Annotated in this window: 26 protein-coding genes; 18 read left to right on the plus strand and 8 right to left on the minus strand. The window is 42.1% G+C overall.

The genetic code is table 11. The features are described 5' to 3' along the window. Positions 1-169: 169 nt before the first annotated feature. Entirely contained in the window at positions 170-898 is a 729-nt protein-coding gene (locus tag BC659_RS12545) for a 2-C-methyl-D-erythritol 4-phosphate cytidylyltransferase (RefSeq protein WP_246027137.1), read from the plus strand. 114 nt (positions 899-1,012) lie between these two features. Here the strand turns inward: BC659_RS12545 and BC659_RS12550 are convergent, their stop codons facing one another. The 3 genes from BC659_RS12550 to BC659_RS12560 are packed head-to-tail and all read right to left on the minus strand — an operon-like array spanning position 1,013 to position 3,659. Beyond that, positions 1,013-1,909, minus strand: a complete 897-nt coding sequence (locus tag BC659_RS12550; RefSeq protein WP_133475147.1) for a GNAT family N-acetyltransferase — start codon at positions 1,907-1,909, stop codon at positions 1,013-1,015. Positions 1,910-1,915: 6 nt separating this feature from the next. Further along, a complete protein-coding gene (locus BC659_RS12555; protein WP_133475148.1) occupies positions 1,916-2,365 on the minus strand; it encodes a DUF2147 domain-containing protein in 450 nt (149 codons plus the stop codon). Positions 2,366-2,375: 10 nt separating this feature from the next. Then, on the minus strand, positions 2,376-3,659 hold the full coding sequence (locus BC659_RS12560; protein WP_246027138.1) for a metal-dependent hydrolase family protein: 1,284 nt from the start codon (positions 3,657-3,659) through the stop codon (positions 2,376-2,378). A 236-nt stretch (positions 3,660-3,895) separates the two neighbouring features. Between BC659_RS12560 and BC659_RS12565 the strand changes: the two genes are divergently transcribed. From BC659_RS12565 to BC659_RS12620, 12 genes are all read left to right on the plus strand, one after another. After that, positions 3,896-5,320, plus strand: a complete 1,425-nt coding sequence (locus BC659_RS12565; RefSeq protein WP_133475149.1) for an anthranilate synthase component I family protein — start codon at positions 3,896-3,898, stop codon at positions 5,318-5,320. 107 nt (positions 5,321-5,427) lie between these two features. Next, positions 5,428-6,012, plus strand: coding sequence for an anthranilate synthase component II (locus BC659_RS12570; RefSeq protein WP_133475150.1), 585 nt, complete (start codon positions 5,428-5,430; stop codon positions 6,010-6,012). Between the two features lie 44 nt (positions 6,013-6,056). Further along, positions 6,057-7,049, plus strand: a complete 993-nt coding sequence (trpD, locus tag BC659_RS12575) for an anthranilate phosphoribosyltransferase (RefSeq protein WP_133475151.1) — start codon at positions 6,057-6,059, stop codon at positions 7,047-7,049. A gap of 2 nt (positions 7,050-7,051) precedes the next feature. Beyond that, entirely contained in the window at positions 7,052-7,834 is a 783-nt protein-coding gene (gene trpC / locus BC659_RS12580) for an indole-3-glycerol phosphate synthase TrpC (RefSeq protein ID WP_133475152.1), read from the plus strand. Position 7,835: 1 nt separating this feature from the next. Beyond that, positions 7,836-8,477 carry a phosphoribosylanthranilate isomerase gene (locus BC659_RS12585; RefSeq protein WP_133475153.1) on the plus strand — a complete coding sequence of 214 codons (642 nt, stop codon included), beginning with the start codon at positions 7,836-7,838 and terminating at the stop codon, positions 8,475-8,477. 3 nt (positions 8,478-8,480) lie between these two features. Further along, entirely contained in the window at positions 8,481-9,665 is a 1,185-nt protein-coding gene (gene trpB, locus BC659_RS12590) for a tryptophan synthase subunit beta (RefSeq protein ID WP_133475154.1), read from the plus strand. Between the two features lie 15 nt (positions 9,666-9,680). Next, positions 9,681-10,451, plus strand: coding sequence for a tryptophan synthase subunit alpha (gene trpA, locus BC659_RS12595; protein WP_133475155.1), 771 nt, complete (start codon positions 9,681-9,683; stop codon positions 10,449-10,451). A 3-nt stretch (positions 10,452-10,454) separates the two neighbouring features. After that, positions 10,455-11,048 (plus strand): imidazole glycerol phosphate synthase subunit HisH, encoded by a 594-nt coding sequence (gene hisH / locus BC659_RS12600; protein WP_133475156.1) that lies wholly within the window; start codon positions 10,455-10,457, stop codon positions 11,046-11,048. A 10-nt stretch (positions 11,049-11,058) separates the two neighbouring features. Beyond that, complete coding sequence (gene hisA, locus BC659_RS12605) at positions 11,059-11,778, plus strand: 1-(5-phosphoribosyl)-5-[(5-phosphoribosylamino)methylideneamino]imidazole-4-carboxamide isomerase (RefSeq protein ID WP_133475157.1); 720 nt, start codon at positions 11,059-11,061, stop codon at positions 11,776-11,778. Continuing rightward, entirely contained in the window at positions 11,732-12,553 is an 822-nt protein-coding gene (gene hisF, locus BC659_RS12610; RefSeq protein WP_281277256.1) for an imidazole glycerol phosphate synthase subunit HisF, read from the plus strand. The genes hisA and hisF overlap by 47 nt, the downstream gene beginning before the upstream one ends. A 139-nt stretch (positions 12,554-12,692) precedes the next feature. After that, positions 12,693-13,289 carry a bifunctional phosphoribosyl-AMP cyclohydrolase/phosphoribosyl-ATP diphosphatase HisIE gene (hisIE, locus tag BC659_RS12615; RefSeq protein WP_133475158.1) on the plus strand — a complete coding sequence of 199 codons (597 nt, stop codon included), beginning with the start codon at positions 12,693-12,695 and terminating at the stop codon, positions 13,287-13,289. 2 nt (positions 13,290-13,291) lie between these two features. Further along, a complete protein-coding gene (locus BC659_RS12620; RefSeq protein ID WP_133475159.1) occupies positions 13,292-14,374 on the plus strand; it encodes a TlpA disulfide reductase family protein in 1,083 nt (360 codons plus the stop codon). A 104-nt stretch (positions 14,375-14,478) separates the two neighbouring features. Here BC659_RS12620 and BC659_RS12625 read toward each other — a convergent pair whose 3' ends face one another. Next, a complete protein-coding gene (locus BC659_RS12625) occupies positions 14,479-14,829 on the minus strand; it encodes a Spx/MgsR family RNA polymerase-binding regulatory protein (RefSeq protein WP_133475160.1) in 351 nt (116 codons plus the stop codon). Between the two features lie 146 nt (positions 14,830-14,975). Between BC659_RS12625 and BC659_RS12630 the strand changes: the two genes are divergently transcribed. Continuing rightward, entirely contained in the window at positions 14,976-17,429 is a 2,454-nt protein-coding gene (locus BC659_RS12630) for a TonB-dependent receptor (protein ID WP_133475161.1), read from the plus strand. A 267-nt stretch (positions 17,430-17,696) separates the two neighbouring features. Here the strand turns inward: BC659_RS12630 and BC659_RS12635 are convergent, their stop codons facing one another. Both BC659_RS12635 and BC659_RS12640 read right to left on the minus strand, forming a co-directional pair. After that, the gene (locus tag BC659_RS12635; RefSeq protein WP_133475162.1) at positions 17,697-18,209 is read right to left on the minus strand and encodes a hypothetical protein; all 513 of its coding nucleotides are present in this window, start codon (positions 18,207-18,209) and stop codon (positions 17,697-17,699) included. Between the two features lie 497 nt (positions 18,210-18,706). Then, on the minus strand, positions 18,707-19,489 hold the full coding sequence (locus BC659_RS12640) for a (Fe-S)-binding protein (protein WP_133475163.1): 783 nt from the start codon (positions 19,487-19,489) through the stop codon (positions 18,707-18,709). Positions 19,490-19,693: 204 nt separating this feature from the next. Between BC659_RS12640 and BC659_RS12645 the strand changes: the two genes are divergently transcribed. Genes BC659_RS12645 through BC659_RS12655 form a run of 3 tightly spaced genes read left to right on the plus strand, consistent with a single transcriptional unit; the run spans position 19,694 to position 22,351 of the window. Then, a complete protein-coding gene (locus BC659_RS12645; protein ID WP_133475164.1) occupies positions 19,694-21,205 on the plus strand; it encodes a hypothetical protein in 1,512 nt (503 codons plus the stop codon). A gap of 39 nt (positions 21,206-21,244) precedes the next feature. Next, positions 21,245-22,036, plus strand: coding sequence for an eCIS core domain-containing protein (locus tag BC659_RS12650; RefSeq protein ID WP_246027139.1), 792 nt, complete (start codon positions 21,245-21,247; stop codon positions 22,034-22,036). A gap of 60 nt (positions 22,037-22,096) precedes the next feature. After that, entirely contained in the window at positions 22,097-22,351 is a 255-nt protein-coding gene (locus tag BC659_RS12655; protein WP_133475165.1) for a hypothetical protein, read from the plus strand. An 88-nt stretch (positions 22,352-22,439) separates the two neighbouring features. On the opposite strand, the gene BC659_RS12660 is transcribed toward BC659_RS12655, so the two are convergent. Next, positions 22,440-23,042 carry a class I SAM-dependent methyltransferase gene (locus tag BC659_RS12660; protein WP_162847428.1) on the minus strand — a complete coding sequence of 201 codons (603 nt, stop codon included), beginning with the start codon at positions 23,040-23,042 and terminating at the stop codon, positions 22,440-22,442. Between the two features lie 19 nt (positions 23,043-23,061). Continuing rightward, positions 23,062-25,536 carry a glycoside hydrolase family 18 protein gene (locus tag BC659_RS12665; protein WP_133475167.1) on the minus strand — a complete coding sequence of 825 codons (2,475 nt, stop codon included), beginning with the start codon at positions 25,534-25,536 and terminating at the stop codon, positions 23,062-23,064. A 151-nt stretch (positions 25,537-25,687) separates the two neighbouring features. Between BC659_RS12665 and BC659_RS12670 the strand changes: the two genes are divergently transcribed. Beyond that, positions 25,688-26,260, plus strand: coding sequence for a Pvc16 family protein (locus BC659_RS12670; RefSeq protein ID WP_133475168.1), 573 nt, complete (start codon positions 25,688-25,690; stop codon positions 26,258-26,260). Positions 26,261-26,274: the final 14 nt, after the last annotated feature.

Consider the following 26,274-nt stretch of genomic DNA (forward strand, 5'->3'; position numbering starts at 1 on the left):
ATTGACCATTGACCATTGACCATTGACCATTGACCATTGACCATTGACCATTGACCATTGACCATTGACCATTGACCATTGACCATTGACCATTGACATGTAAAAAAAAGTCAAGGTGAAAGATCGTTTTTGATCGGTAAATAATTATATTTGGATTGAACTGATACACATGAGAAAAGGAGGGGCTACTTTTGTAGCCCTCTTTTTTTGGAGAAACCATATGCAGAAAATAGCCGTAATAGTTGCCGGTGGAAGTGGACAAAGAATGGGTGCATCCATACCCAAACAATTCCTCTTATTGAATAGGAAGCCCTTGCTGTATCATACCCTCTATTCTTTTTTACATACATGGGATGATCTCAGCGTGATACTTGTTTTGCCGGAAGAACATTTCGAAACCGGCCGTGCTATTGTAGCAGATTTGCAGGCTGCTAATCGGGTTACCCTTACGAAAGGTGGTGATAGCCGTTTTCAATCCGTTAAAAACGGACTGGCACTGATTCATCATCCTTCAGTGGTATTTGTTCATGATGGAGTAAGGTGTTTGGTGAGCAGCGATCTGATCAGACGTTGTTATGAACAGACCCTTCGCATGGGTAGTGCTGTGCCTGCTGTGGCAGCAACCGACAGTATACGCATTGTACAGGAAGGCAAACATCAGGTAACTGACAGAAACAACGTAAGGATCATACAAACACCCCAGACTTTTTTGAGTGAATGGCTGGTGCCTGCTTTCGACAGACCCTATGAAGAAAGCTTTACCGATGAAGCTACTGTGGTGGAAGCTTCAGGCAGGGAAGTGCACCTGATAGAAGGGGATTACAACAATATAAAAATTACCCGACCTGCAGATCTGCTGGTGGCTGAACAAATACTGGCATCTATCTCCCAGAAATAATCTCCATTTCTTTCTTTCTTTCTCCCTGTAAAGACTTATCATTTCCTTTTACAGGATGAAGGGTAGAAAGGGAGGTTTGCTGAATTGAAAGGATGATGCAAATGGATATTGTATTTAATACCCTTTCAGAATGTTGCGGGTGTAATGAAAATAGGGCTGTGAGTATCCACCGAATTTTTTATAGAAAGTCCTCACACCTTCCAGTTCCGAGCCCTCAAAATCGAATAGCAGATCCCTGCCTGATAATTCTCTTAACAGCTGATCAAGTAGTAAATGATTGCTATGCATTTGCCTGCCTTCCGTAATGGTGGTGTTAATAAGATGATAGATTCGTTTATTGTCTTTTAAAAGCAATACATTCGATAAGATGTCTCCTTTCTCATTGCGTACCGATCTTACAAGGCAATTGCCTTCCTGAGAAAGCTGTCTACACAACAAGGTGAATCTGGAAAAACAATCTGTATGGATATGCGGCATTCTGGAAGCATAATTTTGCTGGTAAGCTGTTATGGCTGCGAGAAAATCATTTTCACTGGTATAGATTAAGCCCGGGTGTTTTTTTTGTAAAGTTTGTTTGAGGTCATGGCTATAGGCTTCATGAATTTTATCATACCCGTTTTTCAGCGTAATGATGAAATTGATTTTCTGTTTGGCCTTCACCGCTTCTGCCAAACCGCTATTGCTGAAATTGAACATCAGATCGCCATACCATGCAAACTGTCTTATCTCTCTTGTTAACAGTTCCAGATCTATTTTTTCGGTATTACCGGTTAATCCGAGCTGCTGTATGAAAGGTGGTGTATAAAAATAGCGGAGTCCATATTTTTTTCTCCAGGGTAATGGCATCACCGCTTCATAATCTCCGATCACGATACCATGCCAGTTATCGCAGATATTGGAGAGGTAATCATAGCGACTGTAGATGAGTCCGTTTGCATGTTTGGCAATGCATTGGTCCCATTTGTCTTGTTCAATGATGTGTGCGGGTAATATCAGTATTTCTTTTTTCAACCGGTGTTAATTGATACGAGTCCATGTTTCTGTTCTGCCCAAAAGTGATACACCTATATAACCTCTTACGCTTAAGGTTTTAAGATCTTTTAAACGTAAAAAACATTTGTAGTCTTTGCCGTTTTGCGGATCATAAATTCTGCCACCGTTCCATTCATCATCATCAAATACAAAGTCACGAAGAATGATGGAGCCCAGTAATGGTTTGTTTCTTTGTGCAGCATCCGGATTTTTGATATCCATTTTCGGAGCACCTTTTTCGTCATTGGGTTCTTTCAGCCATACCAGTTTTCCATAGTATTTATTGCCTTGTTTGTAAATCTGTATATGTCCTTTACCCGAAGCGTTTATCCATGTACCAATAATGGCATCGGCATCATGGCGTTGCATAGCTAAAACTGTGGCAGGAAGTATCAGGACAAAACTGATCAGTAATAACCGAAATGTTGTACGCATGTTTTTTTATTTATGGTTGCAGATAAATGATGCCTTCTTTCATAACAAAGGAAACTTTTCTCATGGCAGCTATATTTTCTACCGGGTTACCTTCTACTGCAACAATGTCAGCCAATAATCCTTTCTGCAGTTTTCCGATTTTATGGGCCATACCAAAAACCTTTGCATTGACAGATGTAGCAGACTGAAGAACTTTTAGTGAGGTCATACCATATTCCACCATCAGCTCCATTTCACGGGCATTGTCGCCATGTTTGAAAACACCCACATCACCGCCGAAACAGATGGTAACACCTTTTTGTAAAGCCAGCTGAAAACTTTTCTTTTTTGCCTGAATACGTTCTGTAGGCTGCATGGTTTGTTTGTTCCATCCGTTATAAGAGGCGCTGGCTTCTGCGGCATTCAGCGTGGCACATAAAGCTGTTTTATAGGTGAACATCAGATCAAATACTTCTTCATTACCATAATCGCCATGTTCAATGGTGCTAACGCCCGCCAGTGTAGCTCTTTTCATACCTTCAATGGTACTTGCATGCGCCACTACCTGTCTGCCAGAACTCGCACTTACTTCCACAGCCTTGCGCATTTCTTCCAGGGTAAATGTAGGAGCGGAGTTATTATTCAGCCCCCAGCGGTAATCGGCATACAGCTTTATCAGATCGGCCCCATTACCTATCTGCTGCCTGATTTCTCTGGTAAGTCCTTCTACACCATCTGCTTCCGCAGCAGCTTTTACCAGTAGATGGCTGGTATTACCGAGTTTAGGGCCATAAGTCCCGGTGGCAACAATGGCACGGGTAGCTATCAACATCCTGGGGCCGGGTATAATACCTTTTTCTATGGCTGATTTCAGGCCTACATCTGCATAGCCTGCTCCTTCCGATCCGAGATCTCTTACTGTGGTAAATCCGGCCAGTAAAGTGGCACGGGCATGGTTTACGGCTCTTGCCACCCTTTCGGCTTCAGACTCTTCCAATACCTGATTTTGCCAGCTGTTTTCATTGTAAGGGTGGAGAAGCAGGTGTGAATGTCCCTCTATCAGCCCCGGCAACAGGGTTTTTCCTTTCAGGTCAATGGTTATTTGTCCTTGCCGGGCAGATAAGCTTTCCAGCGGGCCGGCTTCCACAATCGTTTTGCCCTTTACGAGAATGGCCCAGCCGCTATGCATTTGTTCACCATCAAATACACGATCTGCTTTGATCAGAATAAAACTATCGGTTGTTTGTGCTTTTATAGAAAAACACAGACAAACACTAAACAGCAGCATGAGAAAATGCCTAAACTGTACCATCATGTATCGGTTTTGCTGAAAATAACAAACTATCAAAGAAAAAAAATTTGTTTGTATACATCAACTGCCCCATTTTTGCAACACAATGAACAGAATAATTAATAATCAGTGGTGGTGGCATACAAACTCCGATCGGGGAATGTAATGGCGTAGCCAGTACTGTATGAATCATATTCAGAAACCCCGACAGAATTTGTCGGGGTTTTTTGTTGTTATCTGTTCAGTGCCAAAAAATAAATATGAAAAAGATCCAGCTTGAAACGAGTGTAAAAAAAATGTTGGCAGACGTATACACGCCGGTAGGTATTTACCTGCGCATCCGTGATCGCTTCCGGGATACGGTTTTACTGGAAAGTACCGACCACCATGCAGCTGATAACAGTTATTCCTTTATCTGCATCAATGCCATTGGAGGCATTGAAATACGGACGGCAGCAACCATGGAAATAAAACTGCCTGCAGAACAGCCTGAAAAATTAAGTATTACTGATAGGTCGGCCGTTCCTGATCAGCTCTGGAATTTTATGCAGCGCTTTGACGTGGTAAAGTCAACACAGAAAGAAGCCGCTTTTGCGCAGGGACTTTTTGGATACAGCTCTTTTGATGCGGTTGGTTTTTTTGATACGGTTCAGTTACAAAAACCAGCAACTGAAACAACCGCCATCCCTTTAATGCGTTACAGACTCTATCAGTATGTGATTGTGTTCAATCATTATAAAGATGAATTGTTTATCTGCGAAAACAAGATTGCCGGACTAGAATCTGAATTGACGGTAGTAGAATCCCTGATCAGAAGTAAGGATGTACCTGTATATCCATTTGCTGTGAGCGGAGCAGAAACATCCAATATGACCGATGATGATTATCGTACTATGGTAGCGAAAGGGATACAAAGTTGTTTGCGTGGTGACGTATTTCAGATTGTATTGAGCAGGCGTTTCCAGCAATCATTTACCGGCGATGAGTTTAATGTATACCGCGCATTGCGTACCGTGAACCCATCACCTTATCTATTTTTCTTTGATTATGGTGAGTATAAACTCATGGGCTCATCTCCCGAGGCACAACTGATTATACAGCAGGGTAAAGCCATAGTACATCCTATCGCAGGTACTTTTAAGCGAACAGGCGATGATGAGGTAGATCAGCAGATGGCAGCCCGACTGCTGGATGATGCCAAAGAAAATGCAGAACATGTAATGCTGGTTGACCTCGCACGGAATGATCTCAGCAGAGCCTGCACCGATGTAGCGGTGAGCCATTACAGACAGGTACAATACTATAGCCATGTGATTCATCTGGTAAGCGAAGTACAGGGGAAAGTGCCAGCCGCACACAACCCGTTTTCAATACTGGCCAAAACCTTTCCTGCAGGTACATTGAGTGGTGCGCCGAAATTTAAGGCCATGGAACTGATTGATACTTATGAGCCCACAGCAAGAAGTTATTATGGGGGTGCGATCGGGTTTATGGGTTTTGATGGCAGTTGCAACCACGCCATTATGATCCGTACTTTCCTGAGTAAAAACAATACGCTCTACTATCAGGCAGGTGCAGGCGTAGTAGCCGCGTCCAATCCGGAAAGTGAATTGCAGGAAGTGAATAATAAACTGAATGCCTTAAAAACAGCTATTGGGATTGCGGGTGAGGTAGCAGGCAATTAAAGAAGGGTATAGAAATTCAAAAGTCAAAATTTTCAGAAAGTCTTTTTAAAAAAATAAAAAATGAAAATCAAAGAATCACAGATTGAACAATCAAAAAATCAGCCCCGATGAATATTCTTGTTTTTGATAATTACGATTCTTTTACCTACAACCTTGTTCATCTGGTAGAGAAGATTATACATGGGAAAGTAACGGTAAAAAGAAACGATGAGATAGCACTGGAGTCGGTGGATGCTTTTGATAAGATTATTCTGTCGCCAGGTCCGGGAGTACCCTCAGAAGCAGGGTTGCTGGTGCCATTAATCAAAGCCTATGCTGATTCAAAGTCAATATTGGGTGTGTGTCTGGGGCATCAGGCCATTGCCGAGGCATTCGGCGGTAGTCTTACCAATCTCAGTTCCGTATACCATGGTGTAGCCACCGATATTCAACTGGTGCCTGGACGTAGCGAGACAAAGGCTAATGATGTTTTTCAGGGTTTCAGTAATGAATTGTTGGTAGGCCGTTACCATAGCTGGGTGGTGAGTGAAGAGGGTTTTCCTGCTGAACTGGAAGTAACTGCCAGGGACCAACAAAATTATATCATGGCTATGCAGCATAGAAAATATGATGTGCAGGGTGTTCAGTTTCATCCTGAAAGTGTGCTCACACCCGATGGAGAAAAAATGTTACGTAACTGGCTGAAAGCGTAAAGTTGTTTGCCTTTTCATTTTTGCATGTTGAATTTTACAATCGTATGAAAAAAATATTACAATACCTTTTCGAACACAAAACACTCAGCAGAGAAAAAGCGAGAGAAGTATTACTGCAGATGTCGTCTGGTCAGTTTAATGAATCTGAAATCGCTTCTTTTATTACTGTATTCCTGATGCGTAGCGTTACCATAGAAGAATTGCAGGGTTTCAGAGATGCGCTGCTGGAACTTTCTATTAAAGTGGACCTGAACGGGCATGATGTGATGGATATTGTTGGTACGGGTGGAGATGGAAAGAACACATTTAATATTTCCACACTTTCCTGTTTTATTGTAGCAGGTGCGGGTCAGCAGGTTGCCAAACATGGTAATTATGGGGCATCTTCTGTGAGTGGTGCTTCCAACCTTATGGAACAGATTGGGTATAAGTTCAAGCATAATACCGATCATTTAAAACGTGAACTGGAAACAACTAATATCTGTTTTCTGCACGCGCCACTCTTTCACCCGGCATTAAAAGTGGTGGGCCCTGTTCGTAAAAACCTGGGTGTGCGCACTTTCTTCAATATGCTTGGTCCCATGGTGAATCCGGCCGCACCCGCCTATCAGTTGGTAGGTGTCTACAACCTGGAAATGGCAAGGATTTACAACTACCTGCTTCAGCAAACCGGTAAAGCCTTTACCATCATTCATAGCCTCGATGGTTATGATGAAATATCCCTGACCAATGATACCAAGGTAATTACCAATGAAGGGGAGAAAATTATGACACCCGAACAATTGGGTAAACGAACGGTAACGGCACAGGATATTTATGGTGGTAATACAGTGGAAGAAGCGGCTAAATTATTCCTGCGCATTATTAAAGGCGAAGGTAGCTGGGCGCAGAATGCAGTGGTACTGGCCAATGCAGCCATGGCTCTTTTCTGTACGGGCAAGTATTCAGATTATGAAACCGCATATGCCGCCGCTGTAGAAAGTCTGGAAAGTAAAAAAGCATATTCCGCATTGGAGCAACTCATCAACCTGCAATAACCATGAATATATTAGATACTATTATTGCGCAGAAAAGAAAAGAAGTAGCCACTCGTAAGGCCGCTATTTCCTTAACCCAACTGGAACAGGAAACCTATTTTGCAAGGTCCTGTTTTTCCCTCACGGGCTTTCTGGCCGATACCAGCCGAACAGGTATTATTGCTGAGTTTAAGCGGAAGTCGCCTTCAAAAGGTATCATCAATGCAACAGCATCCGTAGAAGAAGTAACAGAAGCTTACGCAAAGCATGCCGCAGGCATATCGGTGCTCACTGATACAGATTTTTTTGGTGGTAATACAGAGGATCTGCATAAAGCCCGCTTCAATCAGGTACCCATCCTTCGTAAAGATTTTATGATTGATGAATACCAGGTATACGAGGCCAAAGCCATGGGAGCTGATGTTATTCTACTGATTGCTGCCTGTTTAAGTCCGGAAGAAGTGAGTACATTAGGTGCCTGTGCCAAAGGGCTGGGTATGGAAGTATTACTGGAGATACATAATGCGGAAGAATTAAACCACATTAATGATATGGTAGATATGGTAGGTGTAAACAACAGAAACCTGAAAACATTTGAAGTAAATATTCAGACTTCTTTGCAGCTCATTGAACATATTCCGGCCGGAAAACCTGCTATTGCAGAAAGTGGAATCAGTAATGTAGATACTATCGTAACTTTACGCAATGCGGGATTTTCGGGTTTTCTGATCGGAGAAAACTTTATGCGGGAACCCAAGCCTTCGGTTGCTTTTGCTGATTTTGTATGTCAACTAAAAGCAAACTAATATGCGAATTAAGGTCTGCGGTATGACCAATACCGAACAAGTAATGCAACTGGATACAATGGGCGTTGAATTTGCCGGATTCATCTTTTATCCCAAATCGCCCCGTTATGTGTTCAGGCATATGTCAAGACCGGATATCAAAAAAATAAAAGGACAGCATATTAATAAAGTAGGGGTATTTGTGAACGCTCCGGTTGAAGAATTGTTACAGACAGTAGACGATTGTGGTTTGCATCTTGTACAGTTACACGGAGACGAAACGCCCAAATATTGTGAAAAAGTCGCCGATTATGTAGGTGTCATCAAAGCGTTCAGGTTAAGAGACGATGATCAGGTATTATGGAAGGTGAAAGATTATCAGGATATAGCCGATATGTTTTTATTTGATACAGATGGAACGGGTTATGGCGGAACAGGGAAAAAATTCAACTGGTCTATGTTGCAAGGGCTCCGTATCAACAAATCTTTTTTTCTGAGTGGAGGTATCGGACCGGATGATGTGGAAGGATTGGCATCATTTTCGAAAGATACCGTTGCAAAGGATCTTTTTTCGATTGATGTGAACAGCAAGTTTGAAACCATTCCCGGATTGAAAGATATGATGGCAGTTGAAAAATTTGTAAAAGCAGTAAAACAATTATAAGCAATGGTAACAACTTATCAGCAACCGGATGCGCAGGGGTATTATGGCCAGTTTGGTGGAGCCTATATACCGGAGATGTTGCATAGAAATGTTGCAGAACTGAGGGAACAGTACCTGACGATTATGCAGGAGCCTGATTTTAAAGCAGAATTTGAGGCATTGCTGAAAGATTATGTAGGCCGGCCCACACCTTTGTTTCATGCAGAGAGATTGAGTGAGGAACTGGGAGCTACTATTTTTCTGAAAAGAGAAGACTTGTGTCATACAGGCGCACACAAAATCAACAATACCATTGGTCAGATATTACTGGCCAGAAGATTGGGTAAAACAAGGATCATTGCAGAAACCGGAGCGGGGCAACATGGCGTGGCTACCGCTACTGTGTGCGCATTGAAAGGTATGCAGTGTATTGTATACATGGGTGAAAAAGATATAGAAAGGCAAGCACCTAATGTGGCAAGGATGAAAATGCTTGGTGCCACGGTAGTACCCGCCATCAGTGGCAGTAAGACTTTGAAAGATGCTACCAATGAAGCCATCAGAGATTGGATCAATAATCCGCATGATACACATTATATTATTGGAAGTGTGGTGGGGCCGCATCCTTATCCGGATATGGTGGCAAGGTTTCAAAGTGTTATCAGCAAAGAAACCAGACAACAGTTACTTGAAAAAACAGGTACTGAATTACCTACCCATGTAGTAGCCTGTGTGGGAGGCGGTAGTAATGCAGCAGGTGCATTTTATCATTTCCTTGATGAAAAAGAAGTAAAACTGGTAGCGGTAGAAGCAGCCGGTCATGGTGTACATACCGGTATGAGTGCAGCCACTACCCAGTTGGGTAAACCCGGTATTTTGCATGGCAGTAAAAGTTTATTGATGCAAACGGCAGACGGTCAGGTAATTGAACCACATAGTATTTCTGCTGGCCTCGATTATCCGGGTATCGGACCACTGCATGCGTATTTATTTGAAAGTCGTAGAGGCGTATTCCTTAGTGCTACAGATGAAGAAGCATTGGCATCTGCTTTTCATGTAAGCAAAACAGAAGGTATTATACCGGCATTGGAAACGGCACACGCATTTGCCATACTTGATAAACTCAATTTGAAAAGTACCGACCGGGTGGTGGTTTGTTTGAGCGGAAGAGGCGATAAAGACCTGGCAACTTATATGCAACACCTATAAAACAATGTAGCACTGATGAGCAGGATTCAACAATTATTCCACCGAAAAAAACAAAGGGTACTGAATGTGTATTGTACAGCAGGTTATCCTAAGTTACAGGATACACTTGAAGTGATACTCGCATTGGAGCAAAACGGTGCAGACCTGATAGAACTCGGTATGCCTTACAGCGACCCGTTGGCAGACGGTCCGGTTATACAGGCAAGCAGTACCATTGCATTGCAGAATGGTATGAGTATTGAAGTGCTTTTTGAGCAATTAAAGGAACTTCGGTTAAAAACAAATATTCCGGTGATACTGATGGGGTATATGAACCCTGTATTGCAATATGGTTTTGAACGTTTTTGTAAAGAAGCTGCTGCTGTGGGGGTAGATGGACTGATTTTGCCGGATCTGCCTGAGTATGAGTATGAAACCATATATGGTAGCATCATTAAAAACAATGCCCTTGATTTTATTTTTCTGGTAACGCCGGAAACAAGTGAGGGGCGCATCAGAAAACTGGATACACTGAGCAGTGGTTTTTTATATGCAGTAAGTTCTTCGGCTACTACGGGTAATGATAAAGATTTTACGCCCGTGGAATCGTATTTGCAGCGATTAAAGGATATGTCGTTGCGTAATCCAGTACTGGTAGGTTTTGGTATAAAAGACAAAGCAAGTTTTGAAACAGCGGGTAAATATACCAATGGAGCCATCATCGGGTCTGCCTATATAAAAGCACTGGAGCATTCGGCAGATATCAGGGCCACAACAAAACAATTTCTTCAACAGGTATTACAATAAGATATGAAGTTGGTGATCATAAAATACAATGCAGGTAATATACAGTCGGTTCGTTATGCATTAGAGCGTATAGGTGTAGCGGCTGAGGTTACCGACAATCATGAAGAGATAGCTGCGGCAGATAAAGTAATTTTTCCGGGTGTGGGAGAAGCCAGTACGGCCATGCAATACCTGCGCGAAAGAAAACTGGATGTTTTGATTGCAGGATTGAAACAACCTGTACTGGGCATTTGTCTGGGCATGCAGCTCATGTGTAAACACTCGGAAGAAAACAATACCGACTGTCTGAATATTTTTGATGAGGAAGTGAAATTGTTTCTCCCCAAAAAAGGGGATGGGCTGAAAGTGCCACAAATAGGATGGAACACGATTCGTGCCTTGCAAACACCGTTGTTTGAATCGGTTCCTGAAAATAGTTACTGTTATTTTGTACATGGTTATTATGCTGCAACCGGCGAACATACCATAGCGACTACTGACTATGTTCAGCCTTATAGCTCGGCTTTACACAGAGACAACTTTTATGGTGTTCAGTTTCACCCTGAGAAGAGTGCAGAGGCAGGGGAAAAAATTTTAGCTAATTTTTTAAAGATTTGATCCGTAGTATATGCAGATTATTCCGGCGATAGATATCATTGATGGTAAATGTGTAAGGCTTACGCAGGGCGATTACCAGCAGAAAACCATTTACAACGAAAACCCGCTTGAAGTGGCTTTGCAGTTTCAGGATGCCGGTTTGCAAAGATTGCACCTGGTTGATCTGGATGGCGCCAAAGCCGGGGCTGTTACCAACTGGAAAGTATTGGAACAGCTGACAGCTAAAACCTCTCTGGTGATTGATTTTGGCGGAGGTATTAAAAAAGAAGAAGACCTGACTATTGTATTTAATTCAGGTGCCGCATTGGCTACTATTGGTAGCCTGGCCGTAAAACAGGAAACCCTGTTTGCTGAATGGTTGAAAAAATACGGGCCAGACAAATTTCTGTTAGGGGCCGATGTGAAAGAAGAAAAAATAGCCGTGGCAGGTTGGCTGGAAACAACCGATATATGGATCTATGATTTCATAGAGAAGTATATGGCTCATGGTGTGCAGCAGCTTTTCTGTACTGATGTAAGTAAGGACGGAAAACTGGAAGGGCCCTCTGTACAGTTATACAAACAGATTTTGGAGAAATTTCCATCCCTGCATTTTATTGCAAGTGGTGGGGTAAGTAATATGGGTGACCTGGAATTGTTAAGAGAAGTGGGTTGCTCAGCTGCGATTGTGGGCAAAGCGATTTATGAAAACCGGATCAGCTTACAGGCATTATCAAAGTTTAATAGATAAATTCAATCTGGATAAGATGCTGGCAAAAAGAATTATACCCTGTCTGGATATTAAAGACGGCAGAACCGTTAAGGGCGTGAATTTTGAGAATATACGTGATGCGGGCGATCCTGTAGAACTGGGGGCATTGTATGCAAAAACAGGTGCCGATGAACTCGTGTTTCTTGACATTACAGCGACCAATGAAAAAAGAAAAACACTGAGTGAACTGGTGAGCCGCATTTCGCAGCATATCAATATTCCTTTTACCGTAGGTGGAGGCATCAGCAGTGTGGAAGATGTACAGGTATTATTACAACATGGTGCCGATAAGATTTCGGTGAACACGGCTGCGTATAAAAATCCGCAGTTGATTGCTGATCTGTCAAAAGAATTCGGTTCGCAATGTGTGGTACTGGCTATTGATACCAAACAGGAAGCTGATGGTCAATGGTATGTATACCTGAATGGCGGAAGGGTGAAAACAGATACTTTATGTATGGACTGGGCGAAACGGGCTGTTGAACTGGGTGCAGGTGAAATATTGCTCACTTCCATGAACCATGATGGTACCAAACAGGGTTTTGCCCTCGACATCACAGCAACACTTTCCGAAACCTTATCGGTACCAGTGATTGCCTCGGGCGGTGGCGGAACCATGCAGCATTTTACAGATGTATTTACCAAAGGAAAAGCCGATGCAGCACTGGCTGCCAGTATTTTTCATTTCAAAGAAATCGCGATACCCGAACTGAAAGAGTATCTTGCAGGGCAGGGAGTGAGGGTGAGGAAATGAGGAATAAGAAATAAGAAATGAGAAATGAGAAATGAGGAGGGGGAGAGGCTGTTAAGTTACCATTTGCTCTCTTAATAGCTAATTGCTAAAGGCTACCCGAACGCTGCTCATATTCTAAGAACCGATTAATGACTATTGTATGAAAGTAGATTTTGCTAAATATTCGGATGGGCTGGTACCGGCCATTGTGCAGGATTTTAATACGCACAAAGTACTTATGCTGGGTTTTATGAACCAGGAAGCATTGGATAAAACAGAAGCCACCGGAAAAGTCACTTTTTATAGCCGTAGTAAACAGCGTCTCTGGACAAAGGGAGAAGAGAGTGGTAATTTTCTGGAACTGAAAAGTATGGCCGTAGACTGCGACAATGATACTTTACTGATACAGGTCCACCCTCTGGGACCGGTTTGTCATACAGGTGCCGATACCTGCTGGAGCGAAAGAAACCACAGTGAAGACTTTCTTTTGTACCTGGAAGACATCATCCGTTTGCGTAAGCAGGTTTCGCCTGATGAATCTTATGTGGCGAAATTGTTTTCCAAAGGCATGAATAAAATAGCCCAGAAAGTGGGGGAAGAAGCGGTAGAGCTGGTGATTGAGGCTAAGGACGACAATACCGATCTCTTTCTCAATGAGGCAGCGGACCTCCTTTTCCATTATTTACTTTTGCTTAACGCCAAAGGTCATAACTTAGGGTCTGTGATTGATATATTGAAAAAACGACATTCCAGATAAGTATGAAAAAAATCTGTTTTTTACTTCTCATGCCCTTTGCCTTACTGGCACAGGGTGGTTCGGGTGAATATGTAATAAAGGGTACACTGAAAGGCCTCGACAACAATACCAATATCTTTTTGATCAATGGTATCAATGGTCAGACTATTGCCACGGCACCTGCCCAGAACGGACAGTTTACACTAAAGGGAAAACTGATGCATCCGGAACTGGTACAGCTGGGTTTTTCGGGCAGAAAAGAAATGCTGGATATATTTATTGGTAATGAAGAAGTGACCATTGACGGTGATATGTCGAAGCTGAATCAGGCTATGGTATCAGGCTCTGCAGTACAGAAAGACTATGAGCGTTTCAGGGTGAAATTCAATCCCACAAAAGATAAATTAAATAACCTCGCATCTGTCATCAATCAATCCAATCAACCTAAGAAAAGAGATTCGCTGATCGGTGTATTTAACCAGTATAAAGCCATTGTACTGGCAGATGCGGCAAGTTATGTTAAGAGTAATCCCGAATCGCCGGTAAGTCCTTTTGTTTTATTTGCGGTAAGTCCACTATATGAAACCATCGATGAACTGGAAGCGCGTTACAATGAATTGCAGCCGATAGCCCGGAAAGGTTTTTATGCTGAAACCGTTTCGAAATTGATTTCCGATGCCAAGGTAGGAAGGGTAGGTTCACAGGCGCTTGATTTTACACAAAATGATGTGGATGGTAATCCGGTAACACTCTCTTCCTTCAAAGGTAAATATGTACTGGTAGATTTCTGGGCAAGCTGGTGTCGGCCCTGCCGCATGGAAAACCCCAATGTAGTATTGGCATATAATACCTATAAAGACAAAAACTTTACCGTACTGGGTGTGTCACTTGATCAGGACAAAAACAGCTGGTTACAGGCCATTAAAGCCGATAACCTTACCTGGACACATGTTAGTGATCTTAAATACTGGAGCAATGCTGCAGCGCAACTCTATCGAATCCAGAGTATACCTGCCAATATGCTCATCGATCCAAACGGAAAAATTATCGCCCGCGATCTACGAGAGCAGTTTCTACAGCAGAAACTAAAGGAAATCCTGAAATAGTGAATGGTGAATGGTCAATGGTGAATAGTTTGTTTCATGAAGTAACTTCTTCACCGCTACTCACTACTGACTACTCACCTCATTCACCATTGACCATTCACGCTTCACCACTCCACTTCCGCATATTTTTTCGCATCAAATCCCACCATTACCACTTTATCTGCTTTGGTGATGACGGGGCGCTTGATGATGCTGGTATGTTCAACCATTACGGGAATGGCTTTTGCGGCGCTGGTGATAGAAGCCTGTTTTTCGGGCCCCAGTTCTTTGTAAGTGGTAGAGCGCTTATTAAAAATCGTTTCCCAGCCTAGCTGTTCACACCAGCTTTTTAATATTTTTGCTGTAATGCCCATGGTTTTATAATCATGAAAGGTAAACGGGATGTTTTTTTCTTTCATCCAGCTCAAGGTCTTTTTAACTGTATCGCAATTCGGGATGCCGTAAATAGTGTACATCTTTTCAGTTTTTTCAGGTGCGAATATAATATGGCAGATAAAACTGTCAATTCCCCGATTTTCAAAAGGGTATAGGGCCAATTATCTAAAATAGCGCTGTTTATAACCCAATAATCTTTATTTTGTTGCCAAGCAATCGATAAACCTTGAGAATTTACTTATTGTGGGTAGTCATGCTGATTACCTCTTCACTTACCGCACAAAAAACAGAGGATAAACCCCGCGCACAAATGGGGTTAATCATTGGTAATATACTGGAAGCCAAATCAGGCAAAGCACTTCCATATGCGAGTATAAGACTGCAATTGTTATCTGATACCTCGAAAAAAATAAATACAACAGCCGATAAAAACGGTGCATTTGAATGCAGTAAACTTTCATTGGGTTATTACCGATTACTGGTGAATATGGTGGGCTTTGCTGAAACGCAGATCGACAGCATCTTTCTTCGGCCGGAGCGATATGATTTTAACCTTGGTGATATTAAACTCAATGACGCATCCAGTGCACTGAATGAAGTGATTGTATACGCAGAAAAGCCGCTGATTGAAAATAAAGATGATAAGATTACTTACAATGTTGGTGAAAGTGCTTTGAGTGGCGGTGCTACGACCGCTGAATTGCTCAAGAATATGCCCCTTGTCAACAATGATCCTACCGGAAAAATATTACTCAAAGGAAAGGAACCCAAAATTCTGATTGATGATAAACCCACCGAACTGAACGCCCAGCAATTACAGGACTTGCTGGAAAGTCTTCCCGGAAGCAGCATTGAAAAGATTGAAATCATGACCAATCCACCACCGCAATATGCAACTGAAACAGGTGGGGTGATTAATATTGTAACCAAGAAAGGAAAAATAGGCTGGGTGGGAAGAACCACTGTAAGTGGCGGTACCCGGGGAGAAGGTAATATTGCGTTGAATGCCAGCTACCGGACACAACCCTTCTCACTGAATATTACAGCAGGGCTGGGAGGAAGTATTTTAACCGGTAACAGTTATTCCAAAAGAGAAAATATTTACAAGGATTCCATCAACTATTTCAATAACACAGGATCTTTCACCAATAAAAATCTCCGGCCTAATCTACGTGTTCAGTCTGATTTTGAACTGGATAAAAGAAACCAGCTGAATATTACTTATCAGGGTAACCTGAATTATTTTGATAATGAAAGTATCAGTACGTTTACCAATATCAATAAAGACAAACAGATTTACCGTTACAGTACACGTACCAACAGAAGTGATGGGGAAGGGTACGGACATAATACCTCTGTATCTTATACGCATAAGGCAAAGAATCCCGCAGAGTTTGTAAGGGTGATCCTGAATGCCAATTTCAATAAGAACAATAATGACCGTGGCTTTTTTCAGGAGTTTTTACAGCCTGATATGTCGCCTACCGGTATTGATTCCACACAGTCGCAGTTCTTCGATAACTATAACAGATCGGTTTCGGCCCGTGTTGATTATAATAAGCCATTGAAGAAAAAAGGCAGTAATTTCTCTACAGGTGTTACTTATAACCGTTCTTATTTCCATAATTCCCTAAACACCAGTTTCCTGAGAAAATCAGACAGTTTGTTTATATCCAATGATCTGCTCAGTAATGACTTTGAATTTCGTCAGGATATATTTACGGCCAGAGCTGGCTTTGGTTTGCAGTTGAACAAAGGATGGCGCATTAATATGGGAGTGCAGGCAGAGCATACCGATATGGGTTTCGCTTTTTTTAAAGGCAACAGTTCCAATGTGAACAATGGCTATTGGAATGTATTACCCAATTTTACCTTACGAAAAGAGTTTAATAAAACGCTGAATACGTCTCTTGTTTATAGAGCCACCATCCGCAGGCCGGGTATTGGAGAACTGAACCCGAATGTGGATTACAGTGATCCTTATAATCTTCGTTTTGGTAATCCATACCTGCGGCCCACACTGTCTGATAATTTTGATTGGAATGTTAGCTGGATCAAGGGTAAATATTATATCAATACGTCCATCGGGTATAACAGACTGAGAGATGTTTTCAATTCGATCCGTAATCTTGTGGGTGGTGGTAAAACAGAAGTAAGCTGGTTAAACATTGCCGATAGGAGAGAATATGAAGCCAGTATCTGGGGTGGATATACTTTCAGCAGACAGTTCCGCATCAATACCAGTATGGGTTATACCATGAACCGTTACAGTGATGCTGAAAAAACTTTGTATAAATACAGAGATGGTAATAGTTTTTACAGCAGCTTGAATTATACATTCACCCCCAGCAATGTACTCAGTTTTGAAGGCAGCGTACGTTTCAGCAATTTTGCCAACCCGCAGGGTAGAAGCAGGAGTAATGTGAATATGAATATCGGCGTACAGCACCGCTTCTTTGACCGTAGATTGATTGTTAGTTTCAATGCCATCGATCCATTTACACCACAACGGTATACAACCTATACATACGGTGCTAATTTCAACCTGGAGAGTTTCAGTTCCAGTAATACAAGAAATTTTCGCTTATCTGTAAGCTACCAGTTAAACAGGGTGGTACAGAAATCGAAGTTGAGTGAGAAGGATAAAAAAGCTGCGTTGAATAAATTGAAAAAAGCCTGAAGCCGACAAGCCATTGATGAACAGCGGATTACTGCATTCGTTTTGTGATATGACTAAAAAATCGTATCTTAATAGGAAGAACATGGCATGAATTACCAGATCAGTCTCATCATCGCATCAGCTTTTGGGCTTTATCCTGTTTGTATTTGCTTACTGGGGTTTCAAGCGAAGTTTCAATGCTTCACTGGCATTGGGTATCAGCAGTTTTATCACCTGAGTAGTTGTAGAATGGTTACGCCCGCTGTTTATAAAAAAGAAAGTGAAGGTTTAGCCGGCTATTGTTTTCATCCTCGCTTTGAGCCAACTTTGTTTCACAGGTATCAGCCATTTTTCCATTAGTTCCTGTTTGGTAGCCACCAGGTTATTGAAATAAAGGGTCTCTGCGTTGATGAAATTATTTTCAAGGGCATAACTGAACTGCGCGAGTGGTATGAGCTGTACTTTATCTTTCACCACAAAAGCCAGCTGCTGTCTGTCGAACATACTCACTTTAAAACGTTCCTCAATCATTTTTACCACACGAACAGAACTATCGGTACTACAGCCACTAACACCGGTTGCTGTTTCATCGGCCATAAAAACCAAAAACTGACCGAAAAGCAGGTTGGCATACCCTTTTACAGGGGTGCCGTGACTTAACCAGTTACCGGTAAATTCTTTTAGCATGCTTTCAATCTCAAACGCTTCACTGATTAAAAATAAACGGGAAGACTGATACACCCAGACACGGGAACTGTCATGAAAATCAGCAGGAATAAAAGATTGATAGTTGAGTTCCATACCGCAAAGATAGGAGAAAGATGTTTTGATGGCAGATCGTAGATGGCAGATGTCAGATCTCGGATGTCTGATTTGAAATCTGCCATCTGCTATCTGAAATCTGATATATTGTCTTATTCTGTTTCGGGATTTTGGAGAATGCGTAGAGGAAACCCATAAAAATAGCAAGGGTCATATGCCGGATGAGACGGGGAAGCGTAAATTCCTGCGCAGCTTCATCCTGCAAGAGGATTCGCCAGCCTATAAAAAAAAGAAACAAAAGGAGACTGAGCAGACACATCCTTTTCCACGAAAAATAACGCCACCTGAAATGTGCCGTTGCTTTATACAGGAAATCGCGGATACCTTTCATACTCGAATATTACTAAACCCACTAAAAATCGCAGATGGCAGATGTCAGATGTATGATCTCGGATGTCGGATGTCTGATTTGAAATCTGAGATCTGCGATCTGACATCTGCCATCAAATCCGACATCAGCGATCCTACATCAGACATCAATCAACCATGCTTTGTGCTACCATTTCTGCCACATCTAGTACCGCTACTTCGTTTTCTTTTTCGCGGTTTTTTACGCCATCGGTCATCATGGTATTACAGAAAGGGCAGGCGGCTGCTATAAAACCTGCACCTGTAGCGAGTGCTTCGTCGGCTCTTTCAATATTAATGCGTTTATCGCCGGGTTCATCTTCTTTGAACATCTGGGCACCGCCGGCACCGCAGCATAATCCTTTGCTTCTGCAGCGCTTCATTTCAACCAGTTCGGCATCCAGTGCTTCGAGTACTTTGCGGGGTGCTTCATAAATATTGTTGGCGCGTCCGAGATAGCAGCTGTCGTGAAAAGAAATTTTCTTTCCTTTAAAACTGCCGCCTTCTTTTAACTGGATCCGGCCTTCATCTATGAGTTGTTGTAAAAGGGTGGTATGATGAATAACTTCATAGGTACCGCCGAGTTCAGGGTATTCATTTTTTAAGGTATTGAAACAGTGCGGACAGGTAGTGACGATTTTTTTGATACCGTATCCGTTTAATACCTGGATATTCTGGTAGGCCATCATCTGAAAGAGAAACTCATTGCCGGCCCTACGGGCAGGATCGCCTGTACAGGCTTCTTCTTTTCCCAGAATGGCATAACTAAAGCCTACTTTATCGAGAATGCTGGCAAAAGCTTTGGTGATTTTCTGGGCACGCTGATCAAAACTGCCTGCACATCCTACCCAGAAAAGTATTTCAGGACTTTCTCCGTTCATTGCCATTTCCGCCATGGTTTTCACTTGCATCGCCATAAAATTATTGCTGAAAAACAGCAGATTATAAAAATCAGATCCACCAAATGGGGTCTTGTATCATTGATCCGGATGTAAATTTATGGGTATCAGGTTATATGAAGGCTGTTTTGTTAGATACCTTGTTCCAGATTTGTATTTATCATAAAAAAAATGGATATTGTTGAACCTAAGGATTCAGAAATATCACTTCCTCTCATGAAAACAAACCGACACACATACACTGGTAAATCGCCGGTTAGATTGGATGAGTCGCAACAGCAGAAATCATCAGCTACTGTTAAATCACTTCCTGCAGTTCGTGCTTTTTCAAATGTGCCAGTGCAAAAAAAAACAGAAGAGCTGAACGGGGACACAACTGAATCCCTGTCGGGTGTACCGGCAGTTCAAATGGCGGGTATCGGTGAAGCTGATGAGGAAGCTCCTTTGGCGGCAAGTGCATCGGCTTTTTCATCTGCACCATCAAAAAGGCCAGGATTATGGGATCGTTTCAAAGCAGGAGCTTCTTCTGTTGGCTCTAGCATTGCTTCCGGGGCTTCTTCATTATGGAGTGCCACAAAATCGGGGGCCAGTGCTGCAGGATCTGCGATTGCTTCCGGCGCATCTGCTGCATGGGATAAAACGAAATCATTTGCCAGTTCAGCAGGTAATGCAATTGTTTCAGGAGCCAAAGCTACCGGAAATGCTATCGGAGATGCTGCTTCATGGGTTGGTGATAAAGCCTCAGCAGCTGCTTCTTCTGCTTCAGCGTTTGCTAACAAAGATGAAAATATCAATAGAAAAAACACCGCACTTGGATCAATGCTTCCAACAGCATTAACAGGTGCGGGTATTTATTCTGCGGTTGATGCCGGACAGAAAGGATTTATTCAGCAGGGCGCATCGGCAGGTTCAAAACTAAGCGGCTCACTCGGAGTAGTAGGTGGAGCTGTTACTGGTGGCTTAGGCGCAGCAGAATTATATGGTGCTTATAAATCAGGCGATACACGTCGTGGATTACTGGGTGCAGCCGATGTAGCCAGCGGGGGGCTTTCTGTAGCAAGTGGTGGGTTGTCTATTGCCGGCACAGCTGGTATGGCCATTCCGGGATTGGGTATAGCTTCAGCTGGATTAGATACCGTAGTTCAGGGTGGTAAAAGCATCTATGCCCATAAGCAAATGAATAAGCTGGCTGCCATGCAGGATCGTATTAAAGAAAGAAATGGTCCTGATTTTGGAACCTTATCTCCCGGTCAGGGCTATACGGGAGACATGAAAAAACAATATGCCTTGTTGAATATAGCCAAAGAAGCCATGGATGTTCGCAGAAAGCAGCGAAACAGAGCAGGCATAAACGCCGTTGGTTCTGCTATTGAAACAGCAGGTCATAGTACCGTGGTAGGTGCGGGTGTTACAGGCATTGGTGCAGCTGTGGGTATGGGACTGGTAGCAGGAGGAAAAGGTATTAAAGGAATCGCCGCACTGGTTCGAGGTGCCAAACAAAAAATGATTGATAAAGGCTGGGTAGGAAAAGGAAAAGATGACGAACGTACAACAGAAAACAAAGAGAAAAGAGCACAGGCATTCATTGAAAATGTACTGGAGAACCATGATGATCCAGAAGTAATAGAAGCGATGGATGCACTGGGTGCCAATAAGGACCAAATTGAATTGCTGAAAAAAGGTGAACTGCCTAGGGCCGATATTTATAAATTGTATAAAGCCAGATAATAAAAAATCCAATATTCATTTCATTCACAAGCCAATTATATGTTTAGTACCAAAGCATCTAAATCCGCTAAAGCTGTTGAACAGGAAACAAAACCATCCGCTTATTCAACAGCTATGAAATTACCGGCAGTTGCGCCAAAATTTATACAGGCTGATGCCGTTCAGCGAATGGGCGTTGAGGATGAAGAACCCTTGCAGGGTAAGTTTGACCCTGTACAGAAAGCGGGTATAGAGGAAGAAGAGCCCTTACAGGGTAAATTCGATACAGTACAAAAAGCAGGTGTAGAGGAAGAAGAACCTTTACAGGGTAAATTCGATACAGTGCAAAAAGCAGGTGTAGAAGAAGAGGAACCCATGCAGGGTAAATTTGACCCTGTACAGAAAGCTGGTATAGAGGAAGAAGAACCCCTGCAGGGAAAATTTGATACAGTGCAAAAAGCAGCAGAAGAAGAGGAGCCTATGCAGGGTAAATTCGAAAATATAGTACAACGCGAGCAAAATAAAACCGGACTTCCCGATCAATTGAAATCAGGGGTAGAAAAATTATCAGGGGTTTCTTTGAATGATGTGAAAGTACATTACAATTCTTCCAAACCTGCCACATTGCAGGCTCATGCGTATGCGCAGGGTACTGAAATTCATGTAGCGCCCGGTCAGGAAAAGCATTTGCCACATGAGGCCTGGCATACTGTTCAACAAAAGCAGGGTAGGGTAAAGCCTACCATACAAATGAAACAGGGGATACCCGTTAATGATGATGTTGGTTTAGAAGCAGAAGCAGATCAGATGGGTGCCAAAGCTTTGCAAACAGGGGGAGAAATGAATGTTTAGCATAAAAGGTGCATTTCCCCTTAATGATGTTCAGCACTCAAACGGATAAAAACATTTCACTTGCCGATTACAGATAAAATAAATAAAACCGGTTCAGCCTTTTCTCCGGTAGCTGCACCAGCTGGTAAGCAGGCGCAAACATTACCCGCTATTTCTGTTGCTCAGCTGGCAAAATTTCATATCAATTCGAAGAAGGGAAAAGATGAAAAAGCTGACCCGCATGCGGAAGGTGCCAAAGCTTTTGAACTTACTACACAAAGAAAACCAACCGGGGGTGCTGAGAACAGTTCTTCAATCGAACCATTCAGGCCTTAATTTCTTTCTGTACAAACTTTCTCTGAATAAAATTCAAACATCTTCCCATTCAGCTGTTATAAAATGCTTGTATGGATGTAGTGTTTTTTTAATGATACATAAAAATGGTATAATCATTCGTCTTGTAATCATCCCTGAATTGAATATTAGAACTAAGCCTATTGCAATATTCCCGGATAAAATCTGGTTTGTAAGATACAATTAATCCCTGCGCAGGATCGGCATAACTAAGCAGGTTGAATCCGAAAGCGATTCTGCAATTATTAAAAAGTTTCTCAATTATTTTCAGGATAAACAGCGGGTCACTATTGATATAGTTTAAAGAACCTGAAAGCAGGATATAATCTGTTACGGGTAATTCAGCACTGGAAAAATCGCCCTGAAAGAAAAGTGTTTCAGGTAAGGAAGCATAACGTTCTACAGCAATATCCAATAGGGCAGGAATCTGTTCAATACCAAAATAACGGATATCCGGATACTTATCCTGCAGGTATCCCCGTAAGTCACCATAACCGCACCCGGCATCCAGAACCGAACGATGATTCAGGTCGCCGATAGCTGATAGTACTTCAAAACGCTGTAGCTGACCCTCTTTGTTTTCCCAGCCCAATGCTTCTGCCGTACCCTCGCCATAGGTTTGTATCTGTTCCTTATGAAACCGGAATATACCAGCAGTGTCTAATAATGACATGGTAAAATCTTTGGGGTTACTATGGGATATCATCCCTTTTAATGAAAAGCAGAATGATATAACGTGTTATTAGGAATCCAATAAATATGCCTGCCAGAATAATAGCCATCAGGGTATATAAAGGCATATTGATGCAGGAATCATTGATTTCTGTATCACAGGACTCTATATAGGTGGCTGTAGTTGGATCTGTGGTAGCTTGATTCGCAGTAATAAAGTGCATGTTCTTTCCTACAGCAGGTGCAGAACCGAATATAGGTATGGTATCATCGCAAAACAGGTAACTAAAAAGAGATATTACAAACACAATGATAGAGGCTGCCATGGCCAGCTGCACTTTCTTCTTCAGCTTCCATTCTGTGCTGTTGACTTTAATCTGATAAATATAAAAACCACAAATCAGCAAACATAGAATAAAGAGTACTATGGTAGTGATAAACAGAATATTGGTAAGTTCATAGTTGATGTATTCAAACCGGCTTTTATATTGCTCTTTGGGAGATAGTTTTTTATTTTCCGCAGTAATCAGTGAGTCTATTTTCAGTTCCTGAAGGTATTTGTTCAGTGTGGCTGCATAAGCAGGGTCTTTGATATCATCAAAACATACTTTACAGGGATTGTTTACAATGTACCAATAGAGGGATAGTCTTCTTTGTATTTTATCAAGCCAGCTGAGGTTCAGATCAGGCGTGCCGGCAATCAGGCTATCCTTAATAAGGGTAGAGTCAATCATGGCAAACTTATAGGCAAGTGCATCCCATAATTCGCCATAACCGCTGTCGTAAGCGAGTGCGTTGAGTGCAACTCCCCTTAAGCCGTTCTCCAGTATAAAATCGTATTTTTTCTCCAGTGAGTTTTGGTCATCATAAATAACCCTTACCGTTCTGTACTTATTTTCCAAAGCGTCTATAATAGCATTGCCACTTTCTTTATCATAATTAACCGGAACATTTTTATAGGTATCCCTTATCTGGCTATATGTCATCAGGCTGAGTGGGGTGGTAGATAATTTTTTGTTCCGGACGGGCCATCTGATACCGAAATAGGGAACTGATGCCACTACTTTATTCAGCGGCACTTCCATGTTGCTGGTATAGTAGGCAATACTGTTCTCCATGGTATAGACACTGGGGCCATTCAGCGGAGCCAGGGCGCCCATCGATGAAGGGGTGCGTGTAAAGTCTATGAGAAATCGATCAGCAAAAGCTTCCAGTGATTTGATATCGAAAATATCAGATTCATTGTAGGCGGGTACCGTTATCATCAATTGATACGATGGGTTGCTACTCTGTAGAAAATCATGCAATCTTTTAATAAAATCTGTAAACTGTATTCTGTCGGCAACGGTCAGACTATCAAAATCAATATTAACCCCATCTGCTTTACGCATTTCCAATGCAACAATGATGCTATTGGCCAGATAAGCCTGTAGTTTCGGATCAATCAGTATTTTTCGTATGGTACTTCTGGTGCCGCCAGCCACGCTAAACATTACTTTCAGGTTTTTGGCTTTGGCACGGGTTACGATAGCAGCGGTGTCCCACCCGTTCAGGCTTTTAAAGGAGCCTGTTTTTTCGTTGATGTATAAAGACTGGTATACGATTGTATTGAGGTAATCGTATTTATACGTGTCGATATTATTATTTAATGTGTAGTTGTGGAGTCCGATTACTTCTGCCCGGGTTTTTATGCCAAGCTTATAGATTTTAATACTTTTTTTGTCTTCCGAGGAAACATGAACGGTATCCGAAGTACGGGTTCTCAGTTTGCCGAGTGCACTGAGTGCTTCTCTTTTTATTTTCAGCTTGGCCGCTTCCTGGTTTCGCTGTTCCAGTAAGGGGATGAAATTGCCTGTAGCATCCAGAATATCTTTATCGGTTACAAAACTGCCGCTGATAAAGGGTGGGGGCGATTTACTGGTATCACCATCAAGTCTTTGGGTAACGGCATTGATAAAATCACGGAAGTCGTTTCTGTAGCTGGTATCGGAACGTAGTTTACCGATTATGGCTAAAAGCGAATCAAAATCAGCTTTTTCTCTGTCTGAAAGTTCATTGATAAGACCTGTGATTTCTTTTTGAAGCGAAGCCGTTGCTTCAACAATGGTATCTCTTATCTTAAGTTTGTTCAGTACGCCTACGATTCTGTCTTCTTCTTTTTTCTGGCTGTTCTTTCGGAACTTAAACAGGGATAAAATCTTTTCGAAAAATTTCTTGTCTTTGGCTTCTTTGGGTATCTCGTAGTTAATTCCCTTTTTCTTTAGAATATTGTCGGCCGCTTTTTTGGCAGCATCTGAACTAATCTCTTTTAGGAGTTCTCCGGCATCTCCTTTCTTAGGAGTGGTGTCGGCTGCGATATAATGGATAAAGAATCGGTGGTGTTTGTGCCAGTCATACGCATTATTTGCTCCCCAGGAAGAAAATGGGAAAGCAACAGCTGTCAGTGTAAAAAAAACAACAGCTGAAAGAAGCAGTAAGCTTTGGCGGCTTTTCATATCAAGTCAATAAAAATATCATTTTATTTATATTAACTTATATTTTTCTGTGAATTTATTATTGTTTTTTTGTATTTTCATCGTCCACCAGAACCTGACTGCCTGCAACGCGATGGAAGATATGATCTGTTCCGGTGTATAATCTGTACCAATGATCTATGAATCACTCAACTGCGTAGCAGAAGAACTTAATGAGTATTTCAGAAGTAAACTCCGGATATCTGAAGATAAAGTAGTGTTGTCAGGTATCGTAAACCAGGATGGTACCATCGCTATTCAGGGCGAAAACAAAGTCTTAATCACATTAATTAATACAGAGAAAGAACCCAGTGTAAAAAGCAATGCATCGGCAGGGGGGGCGAGAACATTTGCCAATACATCTTCTGCCATGAGTGTAAATCTCTACGTATTATTTTCCTCTTATTTTACAGGTGCCAATTATCCGGAAGCGCTTCGCTTTCTTTCTTTTGTTATTGCTTTTTTACAGGAAAAAAATGTGTTCAGTCTTGCTAATACCCCCCGTCTTGACCCATCAATAGAAAAGCTCACGTTTGAAATGGAGAGTCTGAGTTCAGAAAAGCTGAACAATGTGTGGGCCACATTGGGTGCCAAGTACATGCCTTCCGTTGTATACAAAATCAGGATGCTGACATTTGACAGCTCTGTTATACGTGAATACAGACCGGCAGTGGCGGGGGTTGAGCGGGCAAGTGATGCAGTATAAATGATTAAGATATT

The organism is Sediminibacterium goheungense (assembly GCF_004361915.1).
Taxonomy (GTDB): domain Bacteria; phylum Bacteroidota; class Bacteroidia; order Chitinophagales; family Chitinophagaceae; genus Sediminibacterium; species Sediminibacterium goheungense.